Here is a 13,384-nt window from a genome sequence, read left to right on the forward strand (position 1 = left end):
ACGCCCGATGCCCCGGCGGGCGGCGTGCCCCGGCCGAGAAGGCGGCGAAGCCGGCCCGGTACTGGTCCGGGCCGGCTTCGGGTCTGCTGGGGCAGCTGTGGCTACTCGGGGTCCGGCACGACGCCCCAGCCGGAGGAGCTGCTCAGGCCGGACACACCGGCCACGCTGGTCGCGGTGGCACCGACGATCAGGTCGTACCGGTCGGTCACGGTGTGGGTGAAGGTGGCACGGCCGTCGACCGCCTGGACGGTGGCGCAGGATGCCTTGACGACGCAGTACCGGAAGGACGCGACCCTGTCCCGGTCGGCAGGGCTGACGATGCGTTCGGTGATGGTGAATTTGACCGTGTCGCCGACGTGGATCGGGTACGACTGCGGATCCGCCGTCACGTCCGGCGGCTCGGGGACGGCGTCGGTGCCGACCCGGAAGCTGCACGGGTAGCTGGGCTCCGAGGAGTGCTCGCCGTCGGTGGCGTAGGCGTACCAGGTGTAGGTCGCGCCGGGCGTCAGGTTGTGCGCCACGCCCTGCAGGTGGCCGGTGCCTTCCGCCGTGTCGACCACGGTGCTGCCCTCGGGGCCGGTCAGGACGAACCGGCCGCGTTGCGGCGCGGTGGCACCGGGGACGGGGAAGAACTGCGCGGTGAGGTTGAAGGCGCGGTCGGTCGGGGACAGGTAGCGCGGCTGGAGCACGCCGGGTGTGCTCGTGCAGTTCGGAACGCCCTGGTACGGGAGCGGGAATCCGAGGTCGGTGGGGCCGTGCGTCGGGAGCTGGAAGTAGCCGAACACGTCGGCCACCACGTCGACGTCGCCGCTGTTGTTGTAGAAGTCGACGAACCCGTTGCGGCCGATCCGGGCGACGACCAGGTTGGACACGGTCTGGTCGGCGGTGAAGTTCAGGTTCGACGTGGCGGGCCGGGGTTCGAGGCTAGGCCCGACCGCCAGGTATCCGGCCGCACTCGGCCTGACGGCGGTCACGTTGAGGACGACGGCGGCCGGGCCGGTCATCGGAATGCCGTTCGCCCCCGAGACCCGCAGGGAGACGTGCCGGCCGGAGCCGACACGCTGCACGACGCCACCGGTGCCCGTCCCGTCGCGGGTGTCGAGCACCCTGCCGGGCGTCAACGGCACGAAGCCGGCTCCGGTGGGGGCGCTCTCGTAGTAGCCGAACACGTCGGCCACCGCGTCGACGTCGCCGAGGAAGTTGTAGAGGTCGACGCTGCCGTCCGCGCCGAGCGGGACGGTCACCAGGTTCGGGACGGTCTGCCCGGCGACGAAGTTGAGGTTCGACGTGGCGGGCCGGGGCGTGCCGTGCGGGAAGACGGTGAGGTAGCCGCCGGACGAGGAGCCGGTCGCGGTCACGTTCATCACGACACCGGTGGCACCCGCCGGAACGCCGCCCCGGCCGGCGACCTGGAGCCGCAGGGTGGCACCGGCGTGGATCGGGGCCTTCGCCCGGTCGTCGGTGGACGTGCGGGTGTCTAGCAGGCGGGCGGGGCTGAGCGGCTGGAACGAGGAGCCGGGCACGGCCGGGTCGTCGGTGTAGTAGCCGGCCAGGTCGGCGGCGATGTCCGTGGTGCCGCGGAGGTTGTAGAAGTCGACGTACCCGTTGGAGACCGGGACGGTGACCAGGTTGGGAACGGTCTGGCCGGCGCGGAAGTTCAGGTTCGAGGTACCGGGGCGCGCGGTGCCGTCCGGGTGGACCGTGACGAAGCCGTCGGCCGTGGGATTGATCGCGGTCACGTTCATGACCACGGCCTTGGCGCCGGACGGCACACCCACGGGCACCCGAATGCTGCCGCCCGGGCCGACCGGGTGTGCGGCGGGGACACCGACGGCCGTGCGGGTGTCGAGTATCCGGGTGGGCCCGGTCGGCACGAACTTTCCGATCTGGGCCGGGGGCGGAAGGGGCGCGCCCTGGTCGGCGGCGGCCGGTGGGACGGTGGCACAGGCCAGCGCTGCCGCGGCAAGGCCGGACAGGGCTGTCCGGCGGGCGGTTCGCGGGTGGGTCCGCCGAACGGACGGCTGGATCATGGGAGCGGCTCCGGATCGCGGGACGGGACGTCGGCGCCCGGGCCATGGCCCGGCGGCCTGTCGGGGGCGAACTTTCGTGGGCCTTTCTATCGCAGGCCGGTCCGTCCACGACGTACGGGGTGGCGGGTGACCGCGCAGGCCGGCACCCGGGCACAGGACCGTGGTGGGGCCGATGCGGTGACGCGGCGTCATGCGACGGTCGTACGGATCTCCACCCATGGGAATCTGATGATGATTTAGTAGTTCTCCGTGACCAGTCCATTCATGCGCACGTCGGCCGCCGTCTTCGGCCTCGCCTCCCTCCTGTTGCTCTCCTCCTGTTCCGACGCCGGGACGGGCGGTGCTGCCGCGCCCTCCTCCGCGCCGGCGACCGCGCCGACCGCCGCGGGGGCGGCCGGCGCGAGTGCGCCCGCGGTGGTGGAGGCGCCCGATGCCCCGTCGCTCGCCGCGTCGGTGGCCCTGAAGCCGCAGGAGTGGGCGGCCGGGTTCGTGCCGGGCCAGCCGTACGAGGTCGCCTCGCTCGCGGAGCGGATGGTCGACACCTCCTGCGAGTACGTGCCGAACTCCCAGGGCACGGGCCGGATCGGGACGATGGCCCGGACGGTGCGCCGCCCGGCTCCGGCGGGCGGCGCGGCCACCGCGGTGAACGGCCGCTCGACGGCCGACGTCTACGTGCGGGCCGAGGACGCGCACGAGGCGGTCGCCGCCCTGCGGACCGACGCCCGGCGCTGCCAGGAGGTGGTCGACAAGCAGTACGGCCGGACGTACCGCGCGACCCGCGAGGTGGCCCCGCCGCGGACCACCGCCGCCGACGAGGTCTACGCCGAGGAGGGGCAGACGGCCGCGCTGGGCGCCTTCGCCGAGTTCCCGTTCGTGCACCTCGCGGCCCGCAAGGGGTCGGTGGTCGTCGACGTGTTCGTGGAGGTGGAGCAGGGGCAGGGCGTGGCCGCCGCCCGCGAGCAGTCCCGCACGGTACTGGCCGCGTTGCTGGCCAAACTGCCGAAGCAGTAGCCGGACGCCGGGGTGTCCGCTCCGGCCGCCGATACGGGGAGGGGGTATCGTCGGCCGGAGCGGAACGACCACGGCGACGGCGCGGCGGAAGGGGGCGGAGGGTGCGCGGCAGAACGACCGGTGCCCGGGCCGCCGTGCTGTACGCGGTGCTGCTCGGCCTCTTCCTGATGCACGGCAGCCCCGCCTCGGCGGCCGGGTCCTGCCACGGGGACGGCCGCCCGGGCCGGCCCACCGCCTCGGCGCACGCCGCCGTGATGCCCGCACCCTCGATGCGCCCGGTCCCGATGCGCCCGGTCCCGATGCCGGCCGTCCCGACGCACCGCACCGGCTCGGCCGGGCCGACCACCGGGGGACCGGCCGTCCGGGCCGCGCAGCCGTACGGCACCGCCTGGCACTGCGTCTCCACCCAGGCCCGGGGCGGCGCCCCGCTGCCGGCACCGGGTCCGGCGCCGCTGGCCGGGGACGGCGCGATCGCCGGCCCGGGCGGCCCGGGAGCCCTTCCCGCTGCCGGGGCGAGCGGGCGTGCCCCGCCGGCGGGCGGGCGCGGCCTACTGCTGAAGGTGTGCGTGGCGCGGAGGTGAGCACGCCACCCGGCTCCCCCGTGGGGCCGGGCGCCGCCGCACGCCTTCCCGCGGCCCCCGTCGAGGGGCCCGTACACCTCGGAGCACACCTGTGAGCACGAAGAACCGCCGTACCCGCGTCCTCGCCGCGGCCCTCCTGGCACTGGCCCTGACCGGCTGCGGCTCGGCGGCGAGCGGCGACGGCATGTCCGGCATGCACCACGGCTCGGACGGCCACACCCACAGCCACGCCACCGCCTCCGGCTCCGCGCACGCCGGCGCCGACCACACCTCGGCCGGCGACGGCCTCGGCGCCGAGCAGGGCGGCTACCGGCTGGACCTGGCCGTCGCACAGCTGCCCGCCGGAGCCCCCGCCGAACTCCGGTTCGGTGTGACCGGCCCGGACGGCGCCCGGCTGACCGCCTTCCGGCCCGAGCAGACCAAGCCGATGCACTTCTACGCGATCCGCTCGGACCTCACCGGATTCCAGCACCTGCACCCCACGATGGCCGCCGACGGCACCTGGACGGCGCCGCTGGCCGCGCTGCCGCCCGGCAGCTGGCGGGTCTACGCCTCGTTCGTCCCGGACGCCGGGGCCGGTGCGGGGACGGACCTGGTGCTCAGCCGCCCGCTGACGGTGCCCGGCACCGCCGCGGACACCCCGCTGCCGCCCGCCGCGGCCACGGCCGCCGTCGACGGCTACACCCTCACCGTCTCAGGCGCGCTGACCGCCGGCACGGCCGCCGAACTCAAGGTCACGGTGAGCAGGGACGGCCGGCCCGTCACCGACCTGCAGCCCTACCTCGGCACCTTCGCCCACCTGACCGCCTTCCACGCCGGCGACCAGGCCTTCGCGCACCTGCACCCGCAGGCGGCCGAGGGCGCGGCCGGGGGCCCCGAGCTGACCTTCCACGCCGAGCTGCCGAAGCCCGGTGACTGGCGGCTCCACCTGCAGTTCCAGACCGGCGGCACGCTGCACACCGCCGCCCTCACGCTGCACGCGGCCTGAGCCCCGCCCGGGAGGGGGCGGACACCGCGCCCCCTCCCGGACCCGCCCCCTCCCGGGCCCGCGGCGCGGTAGGCGAAGATGGACCGGTGACCGCCACCCCGCGCCCCCGCCTGATCGCCACCGACCTGGACGGCACCCTGCTGTGCAGCGGCGGCACCGTCTCCGACCGGACGGCGGCGGCGCTCGCCGCGGCCGAGCGGGCCGGCCTGCAGGTGGTCTTCGTGACCGGACGGCCGCCGCGCTGGATGGCGCAGCTCAGCGGGCACATCGGCGGCCACGGGGTGGCCATCTGCTCCAACGGCGGCGCGGTCGTCGACGTGCGGCGGGGCGAACTGCTGGAGACCTTCCCGCTCGGGGCCGAGGAGGCCCTGGCGGTGGTCCGCGCGCTGCGCGAGCGGCTGCCCGGCACCGCGTTCGCCTTCGAGTTCCCGGGCGGCTTCGCGCGGGAGCCCGAGTACACCCTGGTGATGTGGGAGTCCGACAAGGAGCACCCCGTCGCGGACGCCGAGAAGCTGATCGCCGACGGGCGGGTCGACGGCCTGTTCAAGCTGCTGGCGAAGCACCCGGACCTCGACCCGGACACGTTCCTCGTCCGGGCCCGCGAGGCCGCCGGGCACCTCTCGGAGATCACCCGCTCCAGTCCGGTCAGCCTGCTGGAGATCAGCGCCGCCGGGGTGACCAAGGCCAGCACCCTGGCTCGCTGGTGTCAGGAGCAGGGCATCGACCGCTCCGAGGTGGTCGCCTTCGGCGACATGCCGAACGACCTGGAGATGCTCGCCTGGGCCGGTGTCTCGTACGCCGTCGCCAACGCCCACCCGGACGTGCTCGCCGCGGTGGCCCAGCACACCGTGAGCAACGAGGACGACGGCGTGGCGGCCGTCATCGAGACGCTCTTCTGAGCTGCCCGACGACCGGCGCGGTCAGAGCCGGGCCGTCCAGCGGACCCGGGTGCCGCGGCCACGCGGACCCGGCTCGTGCCAGGCGTCGCCGCCGAGTGCCTCCGCCCGGCGGGCGAGATTGCGCAGACCGCTGCGGCGGCCGCCCTCGGGGATGCCGACACCGTCGTCGGTGACCGTCAGCAGCACGCCCGGTCGCCCGCTCTCCAGCAGCTGCGGGTCGCCGCCGGAGGGCCGGCCCTCGGCGTCCAGGTGCACGGTGGCGTCGACCTCCACCGCCACCCGGGAGGCCCGTGCGTGCCGTGCCGTGTTGGACAGCATCTCCCGCAGGGCGGCCAGCAGCTGACGGCCCGTGCCCTCCCCCACCAGGCTCTCCACCGGGCCGGTGAACCCCACCGAGGGCTTGAACCCGAGCGCCGCCCCGGCCTGGCTGGCCTCCCGCAGCACCCGGGTGCGCAGGGTGTCCGGCTCACCCCCGGTGTCGTGCTGCAGGGCGTAGATCGTGGTGCGGACCTCCTGGATCGTCGCGTCCAGCTCGTCCACCGCCTTTCCGATGCCCTCCCGCACCTCCGGGACGACCGCCCGGCGGGCCGCGCCCTCCAGCATCATCCCGGTCGCGAACAGCCGCTGGATCACCAGGTCGTGCAGGTCCCGGGCGATCCGGTCGCGGTCCTGGAACACCGCCAGCCGCTGCTGGTCCCGCTGGCCCTCGGCCAGTCGCAGTGCCAGCGCCGCCTGCGAGGCGAAGGTCTGCGCGAGCTGCTTCTCGCCGTCGGTGAACGGCGCCGCCCCACGGTCGCGCCACACCACCAGTCCGCCCAGCACCCGGCCCGCCGACACCATCGGCACCGCCATCGCCGGACCGAACCGGCGGGCCAGCCGGATCACCACGTCCGGATCGGTGGACATGTCGTCGAAGAAGACGCTCTCCCCCGCCAGCAGCAGACCGGCGAAGCCGCCCTGCGGCATCAGCTCGCCGCGGACGAACTCCGCGGCCTCACCGGAGGCGTGCGCCACCCGCAGCTGCCCGTCCGAGGTCGGCAGCAGGATCATCCCCAGCGCGCCGTCCGCCAGGTCCCGGACCTGCTCGGCGGCGACGGTCAGCGCCACCTCGGCCTCGTCCGTGGAGAGCAGGGCCGTGGTGACGGCCGCCGCACCGGCGATCCACCGCTCGCGCCGCCGCCCCTCCTCGTACAGCCGGGCGTTCTCGATCGCGACCCCGGCGGCCGTCGCCAGCGCCTGGACGACCTGCTCGTCCTCCGGGGTGAAACCGCCGCCGCCCTGCTTCTCGGTGAGGTACAGATTGCCGAACACCTCGCCGCGGACCCGGATCGGCACCCCCAGGAACGAGGTCATCTGCGGGTGGTGCGGCGGGAAGCCGGACGAGCGCGGGTCCTGCCGCAGGTCCGCCAGCCGCAGTGCCTCCGGGCGGTCGATCAGGACGCCGAGGATGCCGCGGCCGGAGGGGAGTTCGCCGATGCTCGCCGCCGTCCGGTCGTCGATGCCGACGTGGATGAAGTCCGACAGGCCGGTGCCGTGCGGGGAGACCACGCCCAGGGCCGCGTACTCGGCGTCGACCAGCTCAGCGGCGCCGGCGGCGATCCGCTGCAGGGTCACGTGCAGGTCCAGGCCGGCACCGACCGAGACCACCGCCTCCAGCAGGCGCTGCATCCGGTCGGTCACCGCGGCGGCCGACTGCAGGCGCTCGGCCACCTCGCTGACCAGGGTGTCCAGACCCAGCGCGGCGATCTCGGGAACGCGGTGCGGCTCCATGCAGCGAGCCTAGGCCCTCTCTTTCGGCAGCGCGTGGAACGGCGGGGGCGACCCGGGGGCGTGTGGGGGCAGCTCAGTGCTGGGGGGTCAGTTCGTGGTGGGCGAGGGCGGCGAGGAGGGTGTCGGGGCGGGTGATCAGGTCGGACCAGCGGCCGCGGTCGGCGATGCGGCCGTGGTCGAGGACGATCACCTCGTCGACGGTGGTGTCGTCCAGGCCGGCGAGGCGGTGGGTGATGAGGAGGGTGGTGCGGCCGGCGGTGGCGGCGAGGAGGTCCGCGGTGAGGGCGTCGGCGGTGGGCAGGTCGAGGTGTTCGGCCGGCTCGTCGAGGATCAGGACGGGGAAGTCGGCGAGCAGGGCGCGGGCGAGGGCGAGCCGCTGGCGCTGGCCGCCGGACAGCCTGGCGCCGTGCTCGCCGACCATGGTGTCGAGCCCGTCGGGGAGGGTGTCGACCCAGGGGAGCAGGCGGGCTGCGGCGAGTGCCCCGCGGAGCGCGTCCTCGTCGGCGTCCGGCCGGGCGAGCCGCAGGTTCTCCCGCAGGGAGCTGTCGAAGACGTGGGCGTCCTGGGCGCAGAGGCCGATCACCCGGCGGACGTCCTCGCCGGTGAGGGTGCGGGTGTCGACGGCGTCCGGGCCGAGGGTGACGGTGCCGCCGGTCTGGTCGAGGAACCGCAGCAGGACGTGGGCGAGGGTGGTCTTGCCGGAGCCGGAGGGACCGACGACGGCGATCCGGCGGCCGGGGGTGAGGTCGAGGTCGATGCCGTGCAGGGCGTCGGTGTGCTGTCCGGGCCAGCGGGCGTGGAGGCCGCGGACGGCGACCGGCAGCGGGGCGGCGGGCAGCGGGCGGGGCGCGGCGGGTTCGGTGACGGGTTCGGGGGCGGTGAGGACCTCGTCGAGGCGGGCCCCGGCGGTGCGGCTGCGTTCGCGGAAGCGGACGGCGGTGGGCATCCCGGCGACGGCCTCGAACGCGGCGAGCGGGGTGAGCACGACGACGGCGAGGCAGACCCCGGACAGCGCGCCGGTGGCGACGGCGTGCACCCCGGTGGCGGCGGCGAGGACGACGGTGAGGCCGGTGACGAGGGTGGTGAGGCCGGCGCCGAGGGCGGTCCCGGCGGCGGAGCGGGCGGCCAGGGCGGTGAGCCGGGCGTCGGCGTCGCGGGTGGCGGCGAGGCGGCGGGGGAGGGCGCCGGCGACGGTGAGTTCGGCGGTGCCGGTGAGGGTGTCGACGACGGCGGTGGTGAGGGCGCCGCGGGCGGCGGCCCGGCGGCGTTCGGCGCGGCCGGAGATCCGGGCGGCGAGCGCGGGCACGGCGGCGCCGGCCAGCAGCAGGCCGAGGGCGAGTACGGCTCCGGCGGCGGGCAGCAGCAGGCCGAGGGCGGCGGCGGAGCCGGCCGAGACGAGGACGGCGACGGCGGCGGGCAGTCGCCAGCGCAGGTGGTGGTCCTGGACGGCGTCGACGTCGGCGACCAGCCGGGCGAGCAGGTCGCCGCGGCGGTAGCCGGGCAGGCCCGCGGGGGCGAGCCGTTCGAGGCGGCGGTAGACGGCGACCCGGACCCCGGCCAGAGCCTTGAGGACGGCGTCGTGCGAGACCAGGCGTTCGGCGTAGCGGAAGACGGAGCGGCCGATGCCGAACGCCCGGACGGCGGTGACGGCGACCATCAGGTACAGCACCGGCGGCATCTGGGAGGCGCGGGAGATCAGCCAGCCGGAGGTGCCGAGCAGGGCGACGGCGCAGCCGAGGGCGAGGGTGCCGAGCAGGACGGCGGTGGCGAGCCGGGGCCGGGTCGGCGGCTGCGGTTCGGGTCCGTCGGCCGCGGCGGGCCGGACCCGTGCGGGCGGGGCGGGGGCGGCGGGCAGTGGTTCGACGGGGGTGTCGGCGGCGGGGCCCGGCAGGTGGTGGACGCGGTCGGCGGCGGCGAGCAGGGCGGGGCGGTGGGCGACCAGGAGGACGGTGCGGGTGCCGCGCAGGGCGTGGACGGCGTCGACGACGGCGGCCTCGGTGGCGTTGTCGAGGTGGGCGGTGGGTTCGTCGAGCACGAGGAGCGGGCGGTCGGCGAGCAGGGCGCGGGCGAGGGCGATGCGCTGGCGCTGGCCGGCGGAGAGGCCGGCGCCGCCTTCGCCGAGCGGGGTGTCGGGGTCGGCGAAGTCGAGGGCGTGGGCGGCGGCGAGGGCGGCGCGGACGTGGGTGTCGGTGGCGTCGGGCCGGGCGAGCCGGACGTTGTCGGCGACGGTGCCGGCGAAGAGGTGGGGCTGCTGGGGGACCCAGGCGATCTGTCGGCGCCAGCCCTCGGGGTCGAGGTCGGCGAGGTCGTGGCCGCCGATCCGGATGGTGCCCGCGTCGGGGCGGACCAGGCCGAGGAGGGCGGCGAGCAGGGTGGACTTGCCGGCACCGCTGGGCCCGGTGAGGGCGGTGGTCGTGCCGGGTTCCAGGGTGAGGGTGGCCCGGTCGAGGGCGGGGGTGCCGCGGCCGGGGCGCAGCACGGTGACGCCGTCGAGTTCGATCACGGCGTCGGCGAGCGGCGGGACGGGCCGGGTGCCGGCGGCGGGCAGCGGGGTCTCCAGGACGTCGAAGATCTGCCCGGCGGCGCCGAGTCCTTCGGCGCTGGAGTGGTAGAGCGCGCCGACCTGGCGGATCGGCAGGTGGACCTCGGGGGCGAGGACGAGGACGAGGAGTCCCGTCTCCAGATCGAGGCTGCCGTCGACGAGGCGGAAGCCGACGGAGACGGCGACCAGGGCGACGGAGAGGGTGGAGAGGAGTTCCAGGGCGAAGGAGGAGACGAAGGCGATCCGCAGGGTGCGCAGGGTGGCGCGGCGGTGGTCGTCGGTGATCCGGGCGATGGTGCGGGCCTGGGCCTTGGCCCGGCCGAAGACCTTGAGGGTGGGCAGGCCCGCGACCACGTCGAGGAAGTGGTGGGAGAGCCGGGCGAGGTGCTGCCACTGGCGGTCCATCCGGGCCTGGGTGGCGAGGCCGATCAGCACCATGAAGAGCGGGATGAGCGGCAGGGTGCCGGCGATGATCGCGGCGGAGAGAAGGTCGGCGCCGAGGATGCGGGCGAGGACGACGGCGGGGACGACGACGGCGAGGGCCAGCTGCGGGAGGTAGCGGGCGAAGTAGTCGTCGAGTGCGTCGATGCCGTGGGTGGCGAGGGTGGCGAGTTCGCCGGTGCGGCGGGTGTCGAGGGCGCCGGGGCCGAGGGCGGTGGCGTGGTCGAGCAGCCGGCCGCGGAGGGTGGACTTGACCCGGGCGACGGAGCGGTGGGCGGTGAGTTCGGTGAGCCAGGCGACGGCGGCCCGCCCGGCCGCGGTGGCGGCCAGGGCGAGCAGCGGCCCGGTGAGGTCGTGGTCGTGCTGCTGGAAGGCGCGGACGACGATCTCGGCGATCAGGCCGGCCTGGACGACGACCAGGACCGCGCCCGCCCCGCCGAGCAGGACGGAGCCGGCGAGGAAGGCGCGGGTGGCGGCGGCGTACCGCAGCAGCCGGGGGTCGACGGGCTTCATCAGTGCTGCACGGCCGCGGGGATGTGCTGGACGCCGATCCGCCGGCGGAACACCCAGTACGTCCAGCCCTGGTAGAGCAGCACGATCGGAGTGAAGACCAGGGCGACGACCGTCATCACCTTGAGGGTGTAGGGCGAGGAGGCCGAGTTCTCCACGGTGAGGCTCCAGGCGGGGTTCAGGGTGGAGGGCATCACGTCGGGGAAGAGCGCGAGGAAGAGCATCGCGGTGGCGGCGGCCACGGTGGCCCCGGAGAGGGCGAACGCCCAGCCCTCGCGGCCGATCTGGTTGGCCGCCAGGGCGCCGACCAGGGCGAGGACGGCGACCACCAGGGCGGCGAGGCTCCAGGCGTCGCCGGAGTCGACCTGGGTCCAGATCAGGAAGGCGGCGGCGAGGACGGCGGTGGCGAGGCCGAGCCGCAGGGCCTGGGCCCGGGCGCGGTCGCGGATGTCGCCGACGGTCTTGAGGGCGGTGAAGACGGCGCCGTGGAAGGTGAAGAGGACCAGGGTGGTGAGTCCGCCGAGGATCGCGTAGGGGCTCAGCAGGTCCCAGAAGGTGCCGGTGTAGTTCTTCTGCGCGTCGATGTCGACGCCGTGCACGATGTTGGCGAAGGCGACGCCCCAGAGGAAGGCGGGGATCAGGGAGGTCCAGAAGATGGCGGTCTCCCAGTTGCGCTGCCAGTGCTCCTCGGTGCGCTTGGCGCGGTACTCGAAGGCGACGCCGCGGACGATCAGGCAGACCAGGATGACCAGCAGCGGGATGTAGAAGCCGCTGAAGAGGGTGGCGTACCAGTCGGGGAAGGCGGCGAAGGTGGCGCCGCCGGCGGTGAGCAGCCAGACCTCGTTGCCGTCCCAGACCGGGCCGATGGTGTTGATCAGGACGCGCCGCTCGGTGGTGCCGCGGGCGAGGGTGCGGGTGAGGATGCCGACGCCGAAGTCGAAGCCCTCGAGGAAGAAGTAGCCGGTCCACAGGACGGCGATGAGGATGAACCAGAGGTCGTGGAGGTGCATGCCGTTTCCGTCCTCAGTAGGCGAAGGCGAGGGGCTTGTCGGCGTCGTCGCCGTCGGACGGGCCGCGCAGTACCGGGTCCTTCGCGGGCGGCCGTTCGGAGGTGTCGGGGCCGGGCTTGGCGTACTTGACGAGGAGTCGGACCTCGATGACGGCGAGGACGGCGTACAGCGCGGTGAGGGTGATCAGCGAGCCGGTCTGCAGGCCGACGCCGACGCTGGGGGAGGAGGCGTTGGCGGTCTTCATCAGGCCGAAGACGACCCAGGGCTGGCGGCCCATCTCGGTGAAGATCCAGCCGAAGCTGTTGGCGATCAGCGGGAAGCCCATGGTGAGGATGCCGATCCGCCAGCTCCACCTGGTGAAGAAGGTGCTCATCTCGCGGTGCTTGGTGAGCATCAGCCGGGGCGGTTCCTCCTCGCCGGTGCGGTACTCCTCGGCGAGCCAGAACTTCCGCCGGGTGGTCCACAGGCCGATCAGCGCGGCGACGAAGGACGTCATGCCGAAGCCGATCATGAGGCGGAAGCCCCAGTAGGTGACGAAGATGCTCGGGATGTAGTCCTGCGGCTGCCCGCCGTACTTGGCGGCCTCGGCGGCGGCGGTGTCGTTGATGCCGGGTACGGCGGTGGAGAAGTCGCTGTGGGCGAGGAAGGACAGTATTCCGGGGATCTCCAGCTCGACCGAGTTGTGGCCCTGGGAGACGTCGCCGACGGCGAAGATCGAGAACGGGGCGGGCGCCTGGGTGTCCCAGAGCGCCTCGGCGGCGGCCATCTTCATCGGCTGCTGCTCGAACATGACCTTGGCCAGGGTGTCGCCGCTGACGGCGGTGCCTAGGCCGGCGACCACGGCCATGGCCAGGCCGACCCGGAGCGAGGTGCGCATCGCGGCGGTCTTCCGCCCGTCGGTCTCCTTGCCGCGCTTGGCCCGCCACAGGTGGTAGGAGGCGATGCCGACGACGAAGGCGGCACCGGTGAGGAAGGCGGCGGTCAGGGTGTGGAAGGCCTGGACGAGGGTGGTGTTCTGGAACAGCACCCGGGCGATGTCGGTGAGCTGGGCCTTGCCGGTGGCCGGGTCGACCTTGTAGCCGACGGGGTGCTGCATCCAGGAGTTGGCGGCCAGGATGAAGTACGCGGAGAGCACGGTGCCGATCGCGACCAGCCAGATGCAGGCGCAGTGGATCTTCTTCGGCAGCCGGTCCCAGCCGAAGATCCACAGGCCGATGAAGGTGGACTCGAAGAAGAAGGCGATCAGCGCCTCCATCGCGAGCGGGGCGCCGAACACGTCGCCGACGAAGCGGGAGTAGTCGGACCAGTTCATGCCGAACTGGAATTCCTGGACGATGCCGGTGACCACGCCCATCGCGATGTTGATCAGGAAGAGCTTGCCCCAGAACTTGGTGGCATGGAAGTACTTCTCCTTGCCGGTCCGGACCCAGGCGGTCTCCAGGCCGGCGACGGTGGCGGCCAGGCTGATCGTCAGCGGGACGAACAGGAAGTGGTAGACGGTGGTGATGCCGAACTGCCATCTGGCGACGGTCTCGTGTGCGACTGCCAGGTCCACAGCGCTCTCCTCAAATTCACCATCATCCGGACGAATGGGTGTCTAGC

9 protein-coding genes are annotated in these 13,384 nt (G+C 74.3%); 4 read left to right on the plus strand and 5 right to left on the minus strand.

Going from position 1 to position 13,384, the window contains the following annotated elements:
• Nucleotides 1-101: 101 nt before the first annotated feature.
• Nucleotides 102-2,030 carry a hypothetical protein gene (locus AB0P35_RS29035; RefSeq protein ID WP_363516457.1) on the minus strand — a complete coding sequence of 643 codons (1,929 nt, stop codon included), beginning with the start codon at nt 2,028-2,030 and terminating at the stop codon, nt 102-104.
• A gap of 249 nt (nt 2,031-2,279) precedes the next feature.
• Between AB0P35_RS29035 and AB0P35_RS29040 the strand changes: the two genes are divergently transcribed.
• The 4 genes from AB0P35_RS29040 to AB0P35_RS29055 all read left to right on the plus strand — a co-directional run bounded on the left by AB0P35_RS29040 (nt 2,280) and on the right by AB0P35_RS29055 (nt 5,509).
• The gene (locus tag AB0P35_RS29040) at nt 2,280-3,041 is read left to right on the plus strand and encodes a hypothetical protein (RefSeq protein ID WP_363516459.1); all 762 of its coding nucleotides are present in this window, start codon (nt 2,280-2,282) and stop codon (nt 3,039-3,041) included.
• Nucleotides 3,042-3,142: 101 nt separating this feature from the next.
• A complete protein-coding gene (locus tag AB0P35_RS29045; protein WP_363516461.1) occupies nt 3,143-3,622 on the plus strand; it encodes a hypothetical protein in 480 nt (159 codons plus the stop codon).
• A 91-nt stretch (nt 3,623-3,713) separates the two neighbouring features.
• Nucleotides 3,714-4,610: a hypothetical protein gene (locus AB0P35_RS29050; protein WP_363516463.1), complete on the plus strand. Its 897-nt coding sequence runs from the start codon at nt 3,714-3,716 to the stop codon at nt 4,608-4,610.
• Between the two features lie 86 nt (nt 4,611-4,696).
• Nucleotides 4,697-5,509: an HAD family hydrolase gene (locus AB0P35_RS29055; RefSeq protein ID WP_363516466.1), complete on the plus strand. Its 813-nt coding sequence runs from the start codon at nt 4,697-4,699 to the stop codon at nt 5,507-5,509.
• Nucleotides 5,510-5,530: 21 nt separating this feature from the next.
• On the opposite strand, the gene AB0P35_RS29060 is transcribed toward AB0P35_RS29055, so the two are convergent.
• The 4 genes from AB0P35_RS29060 to AB0P35_RS29075 all read right to left on the minus strand — a co-directional run bounded on the left by AB0P35_RS29060 (nt 5,531) and on the right by AB0P35_RS29075 (nt 13,337).
• On the minus strand, nt 5,531-7,279 hold the full coding sequence (locus tag AB0P35_RS29060) for a GAF domain-containing protein (protein ID WP_363516469.1): 1,749 nt from the start codon (nt 7,277-7,279) through the stop codon (nt 5,531-5,533).
• Nucleotides 7,280-7,352: 73 nt separating this feature from the next.
• Entirely contained in the window at nt 7,353-10,775 is a 3,423-nt protein-coding gene (cydD, locus tag AB0P35_RS29065; RefSeq protein WP_363516472.1) for a thiol reductant ABC exporter subunit CydD, read from the minus strand.
• On the minus strand, nt 10,775-11,782 hold the full coding sequence (gene cydB / locus AB0P35_RS29070) for a cytochrome d ubiquinol oxidase subunit II (RefSeq protein WP_095873765.1): 1,008 nt from the start codon (nt 11,780-11,782) through the stop codon (nt 10,775-10,777). Before cydB ends, cydD begins: the two co-directional genes overlap by 1 nt.
• Nucleotides 11,783-11,795: 13 nt before the next feature.
• Nucleotides 11,796-13,337 carry a cytochrome ubiquinol oxidase subunit I gene (locus tag AB0P35_RS29075; RefSeq protein WP_363516475.1) on the minus strand — a complete coding sequence of 514 codons (1,542 nt, stop codon included), beginning with the start codon at nt 13,335-13,337 and terminating at the stop codon, nt 11,796-11,798.
• Nucleotides 13,338-13,384: the final 47 nt, after the last annotated feature.

The organism is Kitasatospora sp. NPDC085879 (genome assembly GCF_040686255.1).
Taxonomy (GTDB): Bacteria; Actinomycetota; Actinomycetes; order Streptomycetales; family Streptomycetaceae; genus Kitasatospora.